Source organism: Campylobacter sp. IFREMER_LSEM_CL1890 (genome assembly GCF_025772045.1).
Classification (GTDB): Bacteria; Campylobacterota; Campylobacteria; order Campylobacterales; family Campylobacteraceae; genus Campylobacter_D; species Campylobacter_D lari_D.
Window position 1 is genome coordinate 57416 of the sequence record NZ_JAKMRK010000001.1, and the last position, 16817, is coordinate 74232.

Annotated in this window: 20 protein-coding genes; 5 read left to right on the forward strand and 15 right to left on the reverse strand. The window is 28.9% G+C overall.

The window, feature by feature from the left end; all coding sequences use genetic code 11:
• Nucleotides 1-43: 43 nt before the first annotated feature.
• Nucleotides 44-1144 carry a 4-hydroxythreonine-4-phosphate dehydrogenase gene (gene pdxA, locus L8W57_RS00255; RefSeq protein WP_263661800.1) on the reverse strand — a complete coding sequence of 367 codons (1101 nt, stop codon included), beginning with the start codon at nucleotides 1142-1144 and terminating at the stop codon, nucleotides 44-46.
• A complete protein-coding gene (locus L8W57_RS00260) occupies nucleotides 1141-1908 on the reverse strand; it encodes a pyridoxine 5'-phosphate synthase (RefSeq protein ID WP_263660947.1) in 768 nt (255 codons plus the stop codon). The genes pdxA and L8W57_RS00260 overlap by 4 nt, the downstream gene beginning before the upstream one ends.
• Nucleotides 1909-1963: 55 nt before the next feature.
• Between L8W57_RS00260 and L8W57_RS00265 the strand changes: the two genes are divergently transcribed.
• From L8W57_RS00265 to L8W57_RS00275, 3 genes are read left to right on the forward strand one after another with little or no spacing between them, the layout of a single operon-like run.
• A complete protein-coding gene (locus L8W57_RS00265) occupies nucleotides 1964-2923 on the forward strand; it encodes a Ppx/GppA family phosphatase (protein ID WP_263660948.1) in 960 nt (319 codons plus the stop codon).
• 10 nt (nucleotides 2924-2933) lie between these two features.
• Nucleotides 2934-3377 carry a GatB/YqeY domain-containing protein gene (locus L8W57_RS00270; protein ID WP_263661801.1) on the forward strand — a complete coding sequence of 148 codons (444 nt, stop codon included), beginning with the start codon at nucleotides 2934-2936 and terminating at the stop codon, nucleotides 3375-3377.
• Nucleotides 3374-4027 carry a DNA/RNA non-specific endonuclease gene (locus L8W57_RS00275; protein WP_258107532.1) on the forward strand — a complete coding sequence of 218 codons (654 nt, stop codon included), beginning with the start codon at nucleotides 3374-3376 and terminating at the stop codon, nucleotides 4025-4027. Before L8W57_RS00270 ends, L8W57_RS00275 begins: the two co-directional genes overlap by 4 nt.
• A gap of 31 nt (nucleotides 4028-4058) precedes the next feature.
• On the opposite strand, the gene dnaK is transcribed toward L8W57_RS00275, so the two are convergent.
• The 3 genes from dnaK to L8W57_RS00290 are packed head-to-tail and all read right to left on the reverse strand — an operon-like array spanning nucleotide 4059 to nucleotide 7233.
• Entirely contained in the window at nucleotides 4059-5921 is a 1863-nt protein-coding gene (gene dnaK / locus L8W57_RS00280; RefSeq protein WP_263661802.1) for a molecular chaperone DnaK, read from the reverse strand.
• A gap of 23 nt (nucleotides 5922-5944) precedes the next feature.
• Nucleotides 5945-6454, reverse strand: coding sequence for a nucleotide exchange factor GrpE (gene grpE, locus L8W57_RS00285; protein ID WP_263661803.1), 510 nt, complete (start codon nucleotides 6452-6454; stop codon nucleotides 5945-5947).
• Nucleotides 6451-7233 carry an HrcA family transcriptional regulator gene (locus L8W57_RS00290; RefSeq protein ID WP_263661804.1) on the reverse strand — a complete coding sequence of 261 codons (783 nt, stop codon included), beginning with the start codon at nucleotides 7231-7233 and terminating at the stop codon, nucleotides 6451-6453. Before L8W57_RS00290 ends, grpE begins: the two co-directional genes overlap by 4 nt.
• A gap of 240 nt (nucleotides 7234-7473) precedes the next feature.
• Here L8W57_RS00290 and L8W57_RS00295 point away from each other — a divergent pair, with 240 nt between their 5' ends.
• Nucleotides 7474-7605: a hypothetical protein gene (locus tag L8W57_RS00295; protein ID WP_256374638.1), complete on the forward strand. Its 132-nt coding sequence runs from the start codon at nucleotides 7474-7476 to the stop codon at nucleotides 7603-7605.
• Here L8W57_RS00295 and L8W57_RS00300 read toward each other — a convergent pair.
• Genes L8W57_RS00300 through L8W57_RS00320 form a run of 5 tightly spaced genes read right to left on the reverse strand, consistent with a single transcriptional unit; the run spans nucleotide 7594 to nucleotide 12058 of the window.
• Nucleotides 7594-8223 (reverse strand): hypothetical protein, encoded by a 630-nt coding sequence (locus L8W57_RS00300; protein ID WP_263661805.1) that lies wholly within the window; start codon nucleotides 8221-8223, stop codon nucleotides 7594-7596. The two genes, L8W57_RS00295 and L8W57_RS00300, sit on opposite strands and share 12 nt — an antisense overlap.
• Nucleotides 8220-8456, reverse strand: a complete 237-nt coding sequence (locus tag L8W57_RS00305) for a hypothetical protein (RefSeq protein WP_263661806.1) — start codon at nucleotides 8454-8456, stop codon at nucleotides 8220-8222. Before L8W57_RS00305 ends, L8W57_RS00300 begins: the two co-directional genes overlap by 4 nt.
• Nucleotides 8440-9492 carry a DHH family phosphoesterase gene (locus L8W57_RS00310; protein WP_133318797.1) on the reverse strand — a complete coding sequence of 351 codons (1053 nt, stop codon included), beginning with the start codon at nucleotides 9490-9492 and terminating at the stop codon, nucleotides 8440-8442. The genes L8W57_RS00305 and L8W57_RS00310 overlap by 17 nt, the downstream gene beginning before the upstream one ends.
• A gap of 9 nt (nucleotides 9493-9501) precedes the next feature.
• A complete protein-coding gene (flhA, locus tag L8W57_RS00315; RefSeq protein WP_133318796.1) occupies nucleotides 9502-11661 on the reverse strand; it encodes a flagellar biosynthesis protein FlhA in 2160 nt (719 codons plus the stop codon).
• Nucleotides 11654-12058, reverse strand: a complete 405-nt coding sequence (locus tag L8W57_RS00320) for an Rrf2 family transcriptional regulator (protein ID WP_133318795.1) — start codon at nucleotides 12056-12058, stop codon at nucleotides 11654-11656. Before L8W57_RS00320 ends, flhA begins: the two co-directional genes overlap by 8 nt.
• A gap of 184 nt (nucleotides 12059-12242) precedes the next feature.
• Here L8W57_RS00320 and rpsO point away from each other — a divergent pair, with 184 nt between their 5' ends.
• On the forward strand, nucleotides 12243-12515 hold the full coding sequence (gene rpsO / locus L8W57_RS00325; RefSeq protein ID WP_012661650.1) for a 30S ribosomal protein S15: 273 nt from the start codon (nucleotides 12243-12245) through the stop codon (nucleotides 12513-12515).
• Between the two features lie 187 nt (nucleotides 12516-12702).
• Here rpsO and L8W57_RS00330 read toward each other — a convergent pair whose 3' ends face one another.
• The 5 genes from L8W57_RS00330 to ilvC are packed head-to-tail and all read right to left on the reverse strand — an operon-like array spanning nucleotide 12703 to nucleotide 16808.
• Nucleotides 12703-13596, reverse strand: coding sequence for an RsmB/NOP family class I SAM-dependent RNA methyltransferase (locus L8W57_RS00330; RefSeq protein WP_133318794.1), 894 nt, complete (start codon nucleotides 13594-13596; stop codon nucleotides 12703-12705).
• Nucleotides 13583-13969 carry a Holliday junction resolvase RuvX gene (gene ruvX / locus L8W57_RS00335; RefSeq protein ID WP_220567240.1) on the reverse strand — a complete coding sequence of 129 codons (387 nt, stop codon included), beginning with the start codon at nucleotides 13967-13969 and terminating at the stop codon, nucleotides 13583-13585. The genes L8W57_RS00330 and ruvX overlap by 14 nt, the downstream gene beginning before the upstream one ends.
• Nucleotides 13966-14733 carry a DNA-processing protein DprA gene (locus L8W57_RS00340; protein WP_133318792.1) on the reverse strand — a complete coding sequence of 256 codons (768 nt, stop codon included), beginning with the start codon at nucleotides 14731-14733 and terminating at the stop codon, nucleotides 13966-13968. Before L8W57_RS00340 ends, ruvX begins: the two co-directional genes overlap by 4 nt.
• Nucleotides 14720-15775, reverse strand: a complete 1056-nt coding sequence (locus L8W57_RS00345) for a divergent polysaccharide deacetylase family protein (RefSeq protein WP_412175276.1) — start codon at nucleotides 15773-15775, stop codon at nucleotides 14720-14722. Before L8W57_RS00345 ends, L8W57_RS00340 begins: the two co-directional genes overlap by 14 nt.
• Before the next feature lie 10 nt (nucleotides 15776-15785).
• Entirely contained in the window at nucleotides 15786-16808 is a 1023-nt protein-coding gene (gene ilvC, locus L8W57_RS00350) for a ketol-acid reductoisomerase (protein ID WP_012661655.1), read from the reverse strand.
• Nucleotides 16809-16817 lie beyond the last annotated feature (9 nt).

The following is a 16817-nucleotide window of genomic DNA, read 5'->3' on the forward strand; positions in this document are numbered from 1 at the left end:
GCATTCTCCTTAAGAAATTATTTTAAGAATATTTTAGTAACTTTTACTTATTTTTTTCTTTGATTTGTAAAAATTGTAAAGCAGATTTTACTGCTTGCATATAACTTTGTAAGTTTATTTTTTCATTTTTATAAGCCCTATCATAAGCTGTTCCATGATCAACACTAGTTCGAATTATGGGTAAATTTAAACTCGCATTAATACTTTTATCAAAATACAAAGCTTTTAAAGGTGCTAAGGCTAAATCATGATACATGCTGACTAAATACTTGCATTTACTTAATGCAAAAGGAGTAAAAGCACTATCGGCCACTAAAGGCTCACTTAAAAAAATATTTTCCTTATAAGAAAACTCTTTTTCTTTTTGACTTAAAAAATATTCATTTTCTAAATTTTGTAAATTTAATGCATGATCTTTTAAAAATACATTTGCCATTCTTATAGCCTTTTTTATTTCTTGCTCTTCCTCTCCACCTATTACGCCATTATCGCTTGCATGAGGATTAAAACCCAAAACTCCAATTTTTTCAAATAAAGTGCATTGATAAAAATTAATTAAAAATTTCGCAAGTTCAAAAGCCTTAATTTCTTTATAAACATCTCTTAAAGGCATATGCTCAGTATATAAAGCCACAAAAAGCTCATCACACCCTAACATCATAATAGCATCTTGTTTGAAAAAATCTCTTAGTGCTTCAGTATGACCTTTATAGCTCACTCCTGCCATTTGCCAAGTTTTTTTATTAATCGGTAAAGTTACTAAAGCATCTAAAAATAAATGCGTGCAATAACTAGCTCCTTCAAAACTTAAAAAAGAATAAGCTCCACTTTTAGCGTCTAAATTTGCAGGATTTAACTCAAAATCAAAATCAATAATTTTATTAGCTTGATATGAAAACTCATAAATTAAAAAATTTTCTTTTTCTTCTTTAAAGGCAAAATGTGGTTTTGAAGCATTAGAAATTTCAACTAAATTGATTTTAGATTTAGGATTTATTTTTAAAAGTTTATTTGCTTTTTGAAATAATTCATAATGCACAAAATAATATGGCTCACAAATTTTTACTAGCTCATCATGACAAGATAATAAAATTTGCATACCTATACCATTTAAATCTCCTATACTAATAGCAATTTTTTTCATCTTTTAATCAAAGCTTTCATTTGCAATATAGCTTTTTCTAAGCCTACAAAAACCGATCTTGCTACTATGCTTTGACCTATATTTAACTCTTCTATTTCTAAAATATCCACAATATTTTTTACATTTTTATAATTAAGCCCATGACCAGCTGCCACTCTTAAATTTAAACCCTTAGCCAAACTCGCACTTTGTTTTAATCTTTGGAGTTCATTTTCTAAAAGCTTTTTGAGTTCATTTTTACTTAAAATTAATTCAGGCAATGCATAAGAAGTTTGATTGATATTGGTATATAATGCATTATAAATATTAGCATACAATCCTGTATGAAGCTCTATAAAATCAGCATTTAAAGAAGATGATTTATTAATATCTTCTAAATTTGGATCAATAAATAAAGAAACTTCAATTTGCTCTTGTTTTAAAGCATTAATGGCTTCTTGTAGTTTTTTATTGTCTAAATTTAAACCACCTTCTGTTGTAAGCTCTTGTCTTTTTTCAGGTACTAAAGTAACGCGCGAGGGTTTGTATTTTAAAGCATATTCTATCATATCAATAGAGCATTCTAAATTCACTACACACTTGCAGTATTTTAAGATATTTTCTAAATCAAACTCATTAGCATGACGACGATCTTCTCTTACATGGATAGTGATTTGATCAGCTAAATTTGCACTCAAAAACGCAGCTTCAAGCAAATCAGGATCATTTACTTTTCTAGCTTCTCTTAAAACTGCTATATGATCGATATTAACCCCTAAAAGCATAAGTTTTCCTTATAAGTTTTTTGCTATTATACTTTAAATTTTTTAAGGAGAGCTAGTGCTAGGTATTGATATGGGTTCAAATACATTGAGAGCTGTTTTGATGGATGAGAATTTTAATAAATTAAAAAGCGAAGAATTTATCATAGGAGCAGCTAAAAATATGCAAAATGACACCATTAGTGATGAAGCTATAGAAAGAATTTTTAGCGCTTTGAAAATCTTAAAAGAAAAAAATTATAACTTAAGTCAAGCTAAAGCAGTCGCCACAGCTGCTTTTAGAAAAGCAAAAAATACTAAGCTTATTTTTGAAAAAATTCAAAAAGAATTTAAACTTGATATAAAATTAATCGATGCAAAAACCGAAGCAAAACTAAGCATTTTAGGTATGCAAGAGCGTCTTAAAGCTCTTAAACTTTTTAGAAAAGACTTAAGTTATTGTGATTTGGGCGGTGCTTCTTGTGAAATTTCAAATGATAAATTTAGCAAAAGTTATGATTTTGGAATCATTAGTTTTTATGAAAGAATGCATTTTAAAGCCATAAAACCAAGTGTTTATGTAAGATTTTTTAAAAAATATCCACAAAATCTTGTGCGTATTAAAGATGAAAAATTAAAAATTCATCTAAGCCCCTACCCTGCGCATTTAAAGCAACTTGCCTTAAAAGCTTTTAATCTTAGTAAAGATATAAAATTAAAAGGAAATTTTTTCATACTAAATTCAGGAGTACCTACCACACTTTGTGCTTATAAACAAAACATAAAATACAAAGACTACCTAGAAGAAAGTGTAAATGGTAAAATACTCAAACGCAAAGATTTTTTTGATTTTGCATTAAAAATTTGGAATTTAGAACAAGAAAAAGCTAAAATTTATCTTGGAGAAAATAGAAAAAAATACCTCATAGCAGGCTCAATGATACTTTTTGCTTTATTTAATAAGCAAAAGCTCATTGTGATTGATGATGGTGTTAGAGAAGGTGTGTGTATAGCACATTTTAAAAATATCAAATTTTAAAGGAGAAAAAATGAGTTTAAAAGATCAAATTTTAGAAGATATCAAAGAAGCTATGCGTAATAAAGATGATTTTAAAAGAAACACTTTAAGAACACTTAATGCTAGCTTTAAACAAATAGAAGTTGATGAGAGAATCACACTTAATGATGAAAGAATATATAAAATCATTGCGAGTGAGATTAAAAAACGAAATGAAGCTGCACTTGCTTTTAGCAAAGGTTCTAGAGAAGATTTAGCACAAAAGGAACTCCAAGAAGTAGCTATTTTAAGTGCTTATTTACCAAAACAACTTAGCGATGAGGAATTAGAAAGTGAGCTAAAAAAACTTATAGAAAAACTACAAATTAGCTCTTTAAAAGAACAAGGTATTTTGATGAAAGAAGCTAAAACAGCTTTTGGTGCAAGCGTTGATGGTAAAAGACTTAATGAAATGGTAAGAAAGCTTTTAGCATGAAAAAAGTTTTAACACTTTGCGCCTTAGCTTTAAGCTCTTTTGCTTATACTCAATATGAATTACATCCTAGCTTTAAAGCTTATTTTAAAGACTGCTCTTTATTAATGGATAAATATTATTATATTAATTGTTATGATTATAATTATAAAGGCACTAAAGCAATTGCTTATAAACTAGAAGCTAAAATTTTAAATCAAGGACACATCAAAAAACGCCCAAAATTTAAAGATGATACCAATATTCCTAAAAAGTATAGAACTTATTGGGAGGATTATCTAAGAAGTGGTTATACAAGAGGACATGTCGTGCCAAATCAATCCATGAATGCAACCCCACAAGCCCAACTTAGCACTTTTTTAATGAGCAATATCACTCCGCAAAAAAAAGATATTAATGCAGAAATTTGGAATGAAATCGAACAAAGAGAAAGATATTTAGCAAAGAAAAATAAAGAATTAGAAGTCTTAAATTTAGTACTTTATGATGATAAGCCAAAACGCATTAAAAACAACATAGCCATTCCTAGTTTTTATATCAAAATTCTTAAGGCTAAAAATTTCAGCGAATGTTATAAAGTGCCAAATAATGATAATTTTGCAAGATTTGATAGAAATTATTTTAAGGAAGATTGTAAAAAATATATTGATTAAACTAGAAGCAACAAGGCTTCTAGTTTAGTTTTTACTCAACTTCAGCATCGATTACATCATCGTCTTTTTTCTTTTGAGCATTTGGTTCTTCTTTTTTATACATATTTTCTGCTAATTTATGAGAAACTTCACTTAAAGCTTTCATTTTGCCCTCGATTTCTTCTTTAGAAGCATTAGCATTTTTCAATGTCTCTTTTAACTCATCTAAAGCTTTTTGAATATTTGCTTTATCACCATCGCCTACTTTATCTCCAAGCTCACTTAAAGATTTTTCTACTTGATGTACTAAGCTATCAGCAGCATTTCTAGCTTCTACTGCCTCCTTGCGTTTTCTATCTTCTTCTTTGTGAAGCTCTGCATCTTTTACCATATTGTTGATTTCTTCTTCACTTAGTCCGCTTGAACCTGTGATTTTAATCTCTTGAGCCTTACCTGTAGCTTTATCTTTTGCACTAACTGTTAAAATACCATTTGCATCAATATCAAAAGTTACTTCAATTTGTGGCATACCACGAGGTGCTGGTGGAATTCCTTCAAGATTGAAATTTCCTAAAGATTTATTATCACGGCTAAATTCTCTCTCACCTTGTAAAACATTGATAGTAACTGCGCTTTGATTATCTTCAGCAGTTGAGAAAACTTGCTCTTTTTTAGTTGGTATAGTTGTACCTTTTTCGATGATTTTAGTCATCACACCACCTAAAGTTTCAATACCTAAAGAAAGCGGAGTAACATCAAGCAATAATACATCTTTAACATCACCTTTAATAACCGCACCTTGAATCGCCGCTCCAATTGCAACAACTTCATCAGGATTTACTGATTTATTAAGCTCTTTTCCAAAGGCTTTTTTAACTTCTTCTTGTACTAGTGGAACACGAGTAGAACCACCCACCATAACGATTTCTTTTACTTCACTTTTATCAAGTCCTGCATCTTTTACTACTTCGTTAATTTTACTAATAGTTTCAGCAACTAAACCATCAATCATACTTTCAAATTTAGCTCTTGTTAGAGTTTTAGTTAAGTGTTTTGGACCACTTGCATCAGCTGTGATAAATGGTAAATTAATATTAGTTTCATTAGCTGAACTTAATTCTTTTTTAGCATTTTCAGCTGCTTCTTTTAATCTTTGTAAAGCCATTACATCGTTTTTAAGATCAATACCTGTTTCATCTTTAAACTCATTTGCTAAAAAGTCAATTAATTTATTATCAAAATCATCACCGCCTAAAAATGCATTACCGCCTGTTGCTAAAACTTCTACAACATTATCACCTGTTTCAAGCACAGTAACATCAAATGTACCACCGCCTAAATCATAAACTACAATTTTTTCACTTTCTTTTTTATCAAGTCCGTAAGCCAAAGCTGCTGCAGTTGGTTCGTTAATAATTCTTAATACATTCAATCCTGCAATTTGTCCTGCTTCTTTTGTAGCTTTTCTTTGTGCATCATTAAAATACGCTGGAACAGTAATAACCGCATCTTCTACTTTTTCACCCAAGAAAGCTTCTGCATCTTCTTTTAATTTCATTAAAACTTTTGCTGAAATTTCTTGTGGAGTATAAATTTTACCTGCTATTTCAATCGCACAAGCCCCATTTCTCTCTGTGATATGATAAGGTAAGCGATTTTTAGCTTCTTTTGCTGCTTCTTCATTGATCATCAAACCCATAATTCTTTTTATAGAATAAATAGTTTTTTCAGGATTAGTCACAGCTTGACGCTTAGCGCTATCTCCAACTAAAACTTCTCCCTTATCTGTAAAAGCAACTACTGAAGGAGTAGTGTTTTTACCTTCTTTATTTGGGATAACTTTACTCTCGCCTCTTTCATATACACTCACACAAGAATTTGTTGTACCTAAATCTATACCTATAACTTTTGCCATTTTTTTATCCTTTTTATTAAATTTTATTTTGCAACACTAACTTTTGCTGATCTAATTACTCTATCATTCATCATATAACCTTTTTGTAAAAGTTGGACAATATGATTACTTTCATGATCGGCGCTTTCAACATGAAACATCGCTTCATGTAAATTTGGATCAAACTCACCATTTGCTTCTATTGCTTTAACCATATGTTTTTCAAGTTTTTTCAAAAGCAAGTCTAAAGTGTTTTGAACCCCTTCTTTTATTTTCAAACTTAATTCATCATTAGCTTCTACATTAATAGCCGCCTCTAATGCATCAACTACATCAAGCAAATCTTTAGCAAAATTTTCATTTGCATAAATTGTTGCTGAAATTTTTTCTTTTTCCATTCTTTTTTTGATATTTTCAAATTCAGCATTTGCTCTTAAATAAGTATCTTTTAACTCATTATACTCTGCTTGAAGTTTTTCTAATTCATTGTTTTGATTTTCTGAATTTTCCACTGCTTCTTCTTGCATTTGCTCATTTTGCTTTTCTTCGCTCACGCAGCCTCCTTTATAATATTTAACATTGTTTTAAAATCAGAATACACACTACCGGCAAAAACCACATTAGATTCTTTGCCTAAAAATGTACTCTTAAGCTTTAATCCCATAAAGCCCTCTTCAAATAAAGGATCAAATTGCAATTTATCGTTAAAATAAAATCCAATTTGAGGAGATAAAAGCTTAGCAAATTCATCATTTTGATAAATTTGATAAGCTTTACTCTCATTATATCTATAATAAACCATAGCCTTTTTTAGCATAGTTATTTTTTCCAATAACTCTTTAAACTCAACTCTAAAAGCTAAATTTTCAATACTTTTTAGATCAAGTCCTATAAGTCTTTGTAAGAAAACCAGACTATCCTGACTAAATCTTAAAACCAACTCATTTTGTCCAAAATCAAGTATGATAAATTTATCATTAACCTTGGTAATATCTTGTAAAATAAGCTCATCGCCACCATAAACTAAGGTATAAATTTCAAACTTATCAAGCAAAAACTCTAATAATGCAAGATCGTTAATCACAATCTCATCTTCGCAAAGTTGCTCATACCAATAAGCCTTCATAGCACTAAAAGTTGGTATGCGACCACTGCTAATATGAAGTTGCGTTAATACACCCTCATCGCTTAATTTTTTAAAATAAACTCTTATAGTAGAAGCAGGTATGCTAACTTTATGATTTAACTCATTAGAACCCACAGGGTTATTACCCTCTAGATAGGTTTCAATGATAGTTTTTAAAATTAAATCTTTTTTACTATAAGACTTCACTATAAAACCTTAAATTTTTTATTTTAGCACTCAATGTTTTTAAGTGACAAAATAATTATACAACTTTAGTATAATAATGTCAAGTTATTTTTAAATAAAAATATTTAAAATTATTTAGTCTATATAACTAAAGTTTATTTAGCCATTTATATATAATATATAAAAACTTATTTTTCAGTTTTTTTAAAAGAAAAGATAATATAATTGCGTCTAGCAATATTTTTTAAAAGGTTTATAATAATGAAAAATCTTACTTTAAGAGAAAAGCAAGATCTTGAAGCTTATGTGTTTTCCAATATAGAAAGAAAAAAAATGGCTTTAAGTAGAATTTTAAAGTTATATTATTTAAGATTTTTTAGACTAGTTTTTTAATTTATATTTTCTCATACCCTCTTTTGTGAAAGATAAGTCTTTAAAATCAGGGGATGAGATTAACTCCATACAAGTTTTATCCAAATTTTCCATTCCACTTACTTGCATACTAGCTTGCAAATTTTCATCTAAATATAAATCAAAAATTACACAAGCTTGATTATTGACCTTGTAGAGAATTTTTCCACCTTTTTTCTCATCTAGTTCATACGCTTGTAATTTATCATTTTTACTCATTCTCTTAATTTCATTTGCAAAAGATTGATGCAAGGTATAATAAATCATAAAATCACGCATAATATTTTTAATATCAGCAATTTCTTTTTTTAGTTTTGATAAATCTTTAGTGTATAAACTTATAAATTGCGTATTTAAGTATTCATTTAGATTTTTTTCGTTTAAATTTTCACACAGTGGATAAAATTTAACCACGAAAGCCTTATCTTTAGTAAGCACTATATCCGCGCAAGCTTGTTTGTTTTGTTTGTATTCTAACAATAAAGCTTGACTTGAGCTTAAATTTAGCGTGTTTTGCTTATTGTAAGCAAAATCACTTAAATCTTCATAGATATTTGCATAAGAAAAAATTCCTATAAAAAGCAATAATAAATTTTTCATTCAAATAAATCTTTATGATGAATTTTTAAGTACTCCACTACTTCTAAGATCTCATCAACTCCTTCTTTTTGGGTATTATGACAAACTTCATCAATACAATCAATATAAACTCCAATTGCTTTTTCTAATTTTACTCTTTTTACCCCAGCAAACAAGAGCATTGCTTCTAAAACTATGCTTAATTCATATTGTAAATTTTCTATTTCTTCTTTAAAATCATGATTTATTTTCATTATTTTCCTTTAATTCTTTACTTTTAATTAAATCTACAAATTGTGCTTTTATGAAATCATAGTTAGAGCTATCTTTATACGCAGCAAATAATCCTCCGCTAGCATTTTTATGCCCTCCCCCATTGACCAAGCTTTTAGCCATCAAACTCACATCGATTTTATTATTTGCTCTAAAACTTAAGGTTTTTCTCGAACTAAGATCAACAAAAAAATCAAAATCAGGATTTTGCATTAAAAAATCATTTCCAATTACGGAAGTATTGCCTATATTTGAAGTTAATAAACCTTTACTTCCTTTATAAAATACACTAAATTTTTCTTTATTTACACTTAGTCTTTCTACTATAAATTTAGAAATTAAATTGCTTAAAGTATCATCATTTTCTTTTTTAAAAAAAGATTTTTTTAAGCCATGTAAATCATCATCTAAATTAATATGAGCATTTTTTTGATGAATGTATTTTCTACAAACATCAAAAAGATAAAAAAGATATTTGATATTTTCTTGTGCAAACATTACTCTATTGATTTCTTTTGCTCCAGAAACCATACCAAGTAGTACTTTTCCAAGTTCAAAATTCTCATCTTCACTCAACCAAATATCTACTGCATTTACCACATCTACAAATTCTGACAAAGCCTTATTTTCGCCATAACATTTACTAAAAAAATCATAAACAATCTTAGTAGCACATCTTTTATCATCTAAAAAATACCAAGGATATTTTTGCATACATTCTAAGCCACTTTGATGATGATCTAAAAGTAAAAGCTTAATTTTTTTTCCTTCTATGGCTTTTTGAAAATCTTCACATTGACTTAATGTTAAATTTAAATCTGTGATTAAAATCACAAATTCTTCATTAGGACTTTGCTTTAAATCTTCCTCTATATTTTTAAAAATCACATTAAAATTTTCATTAATCTCTTTACCATAATTAGAATTATAAAAATAACAATTCTTAAAATAAAAATCTAGCACATACTGACAAGCATAGCCATCTAAATCCGTATGTGAAAGATGATAAATTTTCATATTTTTCCTTTATAAATTATCAACTTTTATGATACCTTCTGTTTCAAATTTAGTATTTTCTGCAATCTCAGCAAAACTTAAAACTGTAATATTAATACCAAAATTAGAACAAATATCAGCAATGAATTTTCTAAGTTGTGGCTCAACACAAAGCAAGAAAGGTTTAATTCTTGTATTTGCCACACTTGCAAGTTCAGCTTTTAAAGCTTCTACTAAAGCACCAGTTTGGGCTACATTTATCATTAAATGATACGAACCATCTTTAAACTGCACATGCTCCATTAATTTTGCAGCTGCAGCTGCATCAAAAATATAAAAGCTAATTTGCCCTTTTTCATCCACATATAAATTTGTAATTGCTCTTGCTAAAGAAGCCCTTACATGCTCAATAATCATATCCAAACTCTTGCTTACTTCAGCTATATCACTAATTGATTCTAAAATTGTAAGCATATCTTTAATAGGAATATGCTCTTTAAGTAAAGCTTTTAAAACTTTTTGAATTAAACCTATACTAGCAACCCTTAAACAATCATCTACCACGATAGGATAATCATTTTTGATTTTATCTAATAAATTTTGCACTTCTTGTTTAGTTAAAAGCTCTGAAGCATTAGCTTTTATAAGCTCACTCATATGGGTTGAAATCACACTTGCTGGATCAATTACAATATAACCATTCAGCGTTGCCTCGTCTTTTAAAGATGATTCTATCCACAAAGCATCAGAATTAAAAGCAGGTTCTTTAGTAGCTATACCTTCGATAGGTTCAGTGATAAAACCACTATCCATAGCTAGATATTTATCAGGATAAATTTCAGCACTAGCTATACCTACACCTTTGAGTTTAAAAGTATATTCATTTGGTTTTAATTGCAAATTATCTCTAATTCTAATTTTTGGCATTAAAAAACCTAAACTTTGAGCTATATTGCGTCTTGTTGATCTAATACGCTCTGTTAATTCACTTTCTGCTAGTTTGATAAGTCCATAACCTAATTCTAATTCTAAAATTTCTAATTTTAAAATATCTGTGATTTTATTCTCTTCTTCTTTTAAGATTTCTTCTTCGCTGCGTTTTTGAGGTTTAGCTTGTTCTTCTTCATGGGTTTCTTGAGACTTTTTAGCTGAAATTGCATTGATTTGAATTTTACCTTCTTGCACTTGCTTTATCATATAACCAAGTCCTAAAAACACCAAAGCCATAAAGCCCAAAGAAAAATGTGGCAAGCCTGGTACTAAAGCAAATATAAATAAAACAAAGCCTACAATTAATAAAGTTTTGTATTCCCCTAAAAGCTGATTGATAGAACCTTCAGCAAAATTATCCTCATCTTTACTAGCACGCGTGATGATAATTGCAGTTGCCGTTGAAGTTATAAGTCCAGGAATTTGAGAAACAAGTCCATCGCCTATTGTTAATATAGTATAAGTTGAAGCACATTCTCCAAGCTCCATATCATGCTGAAAATAACCTATCATAAACCCACCAATTAAATTTACAATGGTGATAATAATCCCAGCAACAGCATCCCCTTTTATAAATTTAGAAGAACCATCCATTGCTCCATAAAAATTTGCTTCAGCTATGATTTCTTGGCGTCTTGCGCGTGCAGTTTTTTCATCAATCAAACCTGCATTTAAATCCGCATCAATAGCCATTTGCTTACCTGGCATTGCATCAAGGGTAAATCTTGCTTGAACTTCAGAAACCCTTGTACTACCTTTAGTTACAACCATAAAATTGATTAAAACCAAAATACAAAAAACAACCATACCTATAACATAATTACCGCCAACAACAAATTCACCAAAACTTGCCACTATATCACTAACAGCAGCTGGTCCTTGATGACCCTCACTCAAAATCATACGCGTTGTAGCTATGTTAAGTGAAAGTCTAAAAAGCGTGATAATTAAAATCATAGTTGGAAAAGTTGTTAAATCCGTAGGCTTTGGTATATATAAAGAAATTAAAATAATTAAAACCGAAATTGCTATACTTAAAGCAAGAAAAAAATCTAAAACTATACTTGGTAAAGGTACTATAATAATAGCTAAAATTGCAATAATTACAGCTACTATAGTTAGACTCTTTGCCTTTAAAATAGGTGCAACAAGTGGAGCAATCCAAGGCAATACTAAGCTAAAAATATCCCTTTTAGCCATTATTTTGAATAATATCCTCTAGAGTAATAGAAACTAAAAAATCATCTATCTTATTTTGAAGCTTCACCAACACAGGCATAATTTTACAATTTTCTTCTTTTTGCGAAGGACAAATTCCATTACTGCACTCAAATACATTGATAGATTTTTTCTCTACACTATTAATAATTTCTTTTAAAGTGTATTCACTTGGCTTTTTAACAAGCATAAATCCACCTTTAGCACCCTTATAAGATTTCAAAAGTGCGTCTTTGGCAAGTACTTGTAAAATTTTCGCCAAAAAACTTTTTGGTATATCTAAAACACTTGACATAGTATCTACATCTTGTGGTTCTTGGGATTTTGCTATATGAATTAAAGACAATAAAGCATATTCGCTAGCTTTGGTAAATAACACTTTTTTCCTTTCATTAAAATATTAATAAACAATATCTATTTTTAACTTTAAATAAAAATTTTAATTATATCAAAAATATGTGTTGTTAAATATTAAATTTCTTATTTTTCAAATTTCAGCATTTTTTTTGTTTTTTTAGTTATAATTGCACTTTTTATTTTAAATACCGCTCAGGAGGTCTATTATGGCTTTAGATTCGGCTAAAAAAGCAGAAATAGTTGCAAAATTTGCTAGAAAAGAAGGAGATACTGGTTCTCCAGAAGTTCAAATCGCACTTTTAAGTGCAAGAATTTCAGATTTAACAGAACATTTAAAAATCTACAAAAAAGATTTTTCTTCTCGTTTAGGTCTTTTAAAGCTTGTTGGTCAAAGAAAAAGACTTTTATCTTATCTAAAAAGAAAAGATTATCAAGCTTATTCTAAATTAATCAGCGAATTAAATTTAAGAGATAAATAAGCCTCGTGCTTATTTATCTTTAATATATTTTATTTTAGTTATTTACCACTTCTTTAATTTAAGTTTTCAAAATTTCAATATTTTATTCACAAGAGTTTCACGATGTGATTTTAGCTTCTAAGTATCTAAAAATAGCACTTTAAGTTTTATGAGTAAAAATATTTTTCACATTTAATTTTATTGATTTTTAATATTTTTTCACTTTTGCTATAAAAAACCCATCTGCATAATTATCTGGTAAAACTCTTTTGGCAAATGACAAGTCAAAATCATCACTTTTTGCATTAATGAAGTTAACATTTAATAAATCAAAATCTAGTAATTCTAATTTAAAATTTTCACTTCTTAACGCATTTTCTAAAACAGCTTCATTTTCTTCTCTTAAAAATGTACAAGTACTATAAACCAATTCCCCACCATGTTTTAAGGCTAGTAATGCTGAATGTAAAAGTTTTTTTTGTAAATTTGCTATTTGCTTAATTTCTTTTGTGTTTTTTTGTATTTCAAAACCCATTTTTGCAAAAGTTGAACAAGGCGCATCAAGCAAAATTTTATCAAATTTCAAAGGACAAGCTTTACCTATAGTGCGTGCGTCTTTTAAAAAGCATTTTGCAATTTTAACTTGATAATTTTCCATAGTTTTTTTTAAGGTAAAAAAGCGTGTTTTAGATAATTCACAACTTGCTAAATAACCCTCATTTTGCATAAAATTGGCCAAATTTAAACTTTTTCCACCAGGAGCTGCACACATATCTAATACACTCTCACCAGCTTTAACACCCAAAGTTTTAGTACATAAATACGAAGAATAATTTTGTATATAAAACTTACCCTCATTAAAAGCATTCATTGAGCTTAATTTGCTTTTAAAAATACTAGGTATTTTATAACAATACAAATCAATTTTTTCAAATTTTATATTTTTTTCATTTAGAATTTCTTCTAGTTTTTCATTGTCAATAAGCAAAGAATTTCTAAAAATATTGACATATTTTTCTTGATTAAAACTTTGAAGGATTTGTTCTTTTTGCTCTTTTGTATAAATTTCATCTAAAGCTGTATTTAAATCAAGCAAGGCCATAAAAATCCTTTAAAAATAAATATGCAGCTAAAGAATCAAGTTTGCCATCTTTTTTCTTTAAATTCACTACACCAAGCTCTTGTGCGTTTTTAGAGCTAAAACTCTCATCAACAAAAAAAACTTCTTTATCAAAATCAAGTAAAGATATGAAATGCTCTATTCTTTTTCGCATTTCGTCTTCACTAGATCCGCCCAAAGGAATTCCTACCACCAAAGTATTTACATCATAGTCTTTAATGTATTTTTTTACCTCATTTGCTGCTTGATTGCGGTTTTTTCTAATGATAGCTTCAAGCGGCATGGCCATGCTTTTATTAATACACAAAGCAACACCAATACGCTTTAAACCTATATCTAACGCTAAAGTATTCATATGCAAGCTCTTATTTTCACTCCAGAAATTTCCACCAGACCCTCAAGTTCATATTCATAAACTCTATCACCAAATTTTTTCAAAACTTTTTCTAAATCATTTTCATGCTTTAAAAAGCTTAACAAATCATCCTCACTTTGCTCTTGATAAAGCTCTCCAAACATTTTTGCAAATTCCTCAAAATTATGAATTAAATTTGCTTTTTTTGCGGCTAAAAGTAAATTTGTTCCTTCACTTTCATCTTTCCTATGAGGTAATACATATATAGGTTTATTCATACTCAAAGCAAGCCTTGCACTTTGCATAGAACCACTTTTTAAATCAGCTTGAGCTATTATAACAACCTCACTTAAAGCAATAATAAGCCTATTTCTTAATAAAAAATCATATGGCTTTGCTTTATATTTTGCTTCATTTTCACTTAAAGCTAATGCATTTTCATAAATATTTAAAATTTCATTTGTATTAGCTTTTGGATAAATCTCATCAAGTCCATTAGCAAATATGGCTATAGTTTGAGGATAAGCTATTTTAGCTGCTTGGATATCCACACCCAAAGCCCCACCACTTACTACACAAACCTTAGTCTTTTTTAACAAAGATACTAACTCAATGAGACAATTTTTAGTATAAACGCTCATTTTTCTAGAACCTATAATAGCTACTTTTCTAGCATTTAAAAGCTCCAAATTGCCTTTATAATAAATCTTTGAAGGTGGATTTAAAAGATTTTTAAAATCTTCAATATTCTCAATAAATTTCATTTAAATATACAAGTTCAACTGAATTTAATAAATCTTTACTTTGCACCAAAGCTTTAAAAGTCTTTTCTCTTGGATGACCAATAGCTATAGCAAAACCTTTCTTTCTTGCCTCTTCTACTGCTTGTTTGAGTTGATTTTTAATATATGCTATATCATCTTCATTATCCAAAAAAACATCTCTAGCTATATAAGGCTGATTAAATTGACTTGCTAAATTTTTAGCTTTAGAATTTCCTATGGTTCTTGAATCTACAAAAATAAAATCATTTTGTTTAAAAGCATTAAATAATTTTTCCATAGCCTGCTTATTTGCAGTAAATAAACTTCCTGTATGGTTGTTAATAAATTTTACCTTTGGAAATTGTTCTTTTACAAAAGCTACGCGCTTGCTTATTTTTTCTATATCATCACTAGGGTGTAAAGTGTTTAATTCTGCCTTGTCATATTTTATAGCAGCAAGAGGCAAATGCACCATAAAAAAGTCAAAATCCTTTGCAAACTCAGCTGTATAAGGATGGCGTTTATCAGGTGGAAAAAAAGATGGGATTAATTTTAAATTTGTTTTTTTAAGCATATCTACATGAATGTGACTTGCCATATCATCTATAATAATTGCTAGACGAGGCTTGGTATTTTTTTGTACTAGAATTTGAGTTTTGTTATCCTCGCTTTTATCTGATATATTTTGCTCTTCATTTTTTGATTCTTTGCTTGTATTTTGATCTATTACTTCTAAAATTGAAGTTTGATTATCTTCTTTAGTTTGATTTAACTCTGTATTTACAGGGTTTAAATTTAAAATTTCACTAATATTTTTATCTAAAAATTCTAAATTTTCATTTTCTAAAGTCAAATTTATATCATTAAAACTAAAATTATTTTCTTGTTCTATTATAGGTAATGGTTCTTTTTTGTTTATTGTTTGATTGTAATCTAAACCTTTATTTTCTTCTTTTTTTAAAAATAAAGCTCCAAATGCAAAAAGAAAAATTCCAAACACAATAAGACAAAGCGCTAGAAGCACTTTGTATTTTTTATTTATAGTTTTCAAATTAGTTTTTATCTTTATCAACTAATTTTTTAGCGCTAATCCAAGGCATCATAGCGCGAAGTTCGCGTCCTGTTTTTTCTATCAAAGAATCATTCATTAATTTACGCTCTGCGTGCATTCTTGCAAAATTTGCTCTTCTTTCTAAGATAAAATCTTTAGCAAAACTTCCATTTTGTATGTCTTTTAAAACACCTTTCATAGCCTCTTTAGTTTCTTTGGTAATAATCTTAGGCCCTGTGATATAATCTCCATATTCAGCTGTATTAGAAACAGAATATCTCATATCAGCAATACCGCCTTGATAAATCAAATCCACAATTAATTTCATTTCATGTAAACACTCAAAATACGCCATTTCAGGTTCATACCCTGCTTCAACTAAGGTTTCAAAACCAGCTTGGATTAAAGCACTAAGTCCTCCACAAAGCACCGCTTGTTCGCCAAATAAATCTGTTTCAGTTTCAGCTTTAAAAGTCGTTTCTATAATACCTGTTCTACCACCACCTATAGCACTAGCATAACTTAAAGCTAAATTTTTAGCATTTTTACTTTCATCTTGGTGGATAGCAATTAAACAAGGAGTACCCCCGCCTATACTAAATTCATGTCTTACAGTATGACCTGGAGCTTTAGGAGCTATCATAATCACATCTATACCTTTTGGAGCAACAATTTGTCCATAATGGATATTAAATCCATGTGCAAATGCTAAAGTTTTACCTGCTTTTAATTCAGGTTTAATTTCTTCATTAAAAATTTCACTTTGAATTTCATCAGGAGCTAAAATCATAATCAAATCTGCTTCTTTAGTAGCTTCTTTTACACTTTTTACTATAAAATTTGCTTTTTGAGCTTTTGCCCAACTTTGCCCACCCTCTTTTAAGCCTATGATCACTTCTACACCACTATCTCTTAAATTCATAGCATGAGCATGACCTTGAGAGCCAAAACCTATAATAGCTACTTTTTTTGATTTTATTAAATTAATATCACAATCTTTATCATAATAAATTGACACAGCCATTATGCACTC

Bases quoted from the DNA above. Each gene is read 5' to 3' on its own strand.
- pdxA (WP_263661800.1), bottom strand. From the start codon at position 1,144: ATGAAAAAAATTGCTATTAGTATAGGAGATTTAAATGGTATAGGTATG.
- L8W57_RS00260 (WP_263660947.1), bottom strand. From the start codon at position 1,908: ATGCTTTTAGGGGTTAATATCGATCATATAGCAGTTTTAAGAGAAGCT.
- L8W57_RS00270 (WP_263661801.1), top strand. From the start codon at position 2,934: ATGAGTTTAAAAGATCAAATTTTAGAAGATATCAAAGAAGCTATGCGT.
- L8W57_RS00275 (WP_258107532.1), top strand. From the start codon at position 3,374: ATGAAAAAAGTTTTAACACTTTGCGCCTTAGCTTTAAGCTCTTTTGCT.
- dnaK (WP_263661802.1), bottom strand. From the start codon at position 5,921: ATGGCAAAAGTTATAGGTATAGATTTAGGTACAACAAATTCTTGTGTG.
- L8W57_RS00295 (WP_256374638.1), top strand. From the start codon at position 7,474: ATGAAAAATCTTACTTTAAGAGAAAAGCAAGATCTTGAAGCTTATGTG.
- L8W57_RS00300 (WP_263661805.1), bottom strand. From the start codon at position 8,223: ATGAAAAATTTATTATTGCTTTTTATAGGAATTTTTTCTTATGCAAAT.
- L8W57_RS00305 (WP_263661806.1), bottom strand. From the start codon at position 8,456: ATGAAAATAAATCATGATTTTAAAGAAGAAATAGAAAATTTACAATAT.
- L8W57_RS00310 (WP_133318797.1), bottom strand. From the start codon at position 9,492: ATGAAAATTTATCATCTTTCACATACGGATTTAGATGGCTATGCTTGT.
- flhA (WP_133318796.1), bottom strand. From the start codon at position 11,661: ATGGCTAAAAGGGATATTTTTAGCTTAGTATTGCCTTGGATTGCTCCA.
- rpsO (WP_012661650.1), top strand. From the start codon at position 12,243: ATGGCTTTAGATTCGGCTAAAAAAGCAGAAATAGTTGCAAAATTTGCT.
- L8W57_RS00330 (WP_133318794.1), bottom strand. From the start codon at position 13,596: ATGGCCTTGCTTGATTTAAATACAGCTTTAGATGAAATTTATACAAAA.
- ruvX (WP_220567240.1), bottom strand. From the start codon at position 13,969: ATGAATACTTTAGCGTTAGATATAGGTTTAAAGCGTATTGGTGTTGCT.
- L8W57_RS00340 (WP_133318792.1), bottom strand. From the start codon at position 14,733: ATGAAATTTATTGAGAATATTGAAGATTTTAAAAATCTTTTAAATCCA.
- ilvC (WP_012661655.1), bottom strand. From the start codon at position 16,808: ATGGCTGTGTCAATTTATTATGATAAAGATTGTGATATTAATTTAATA.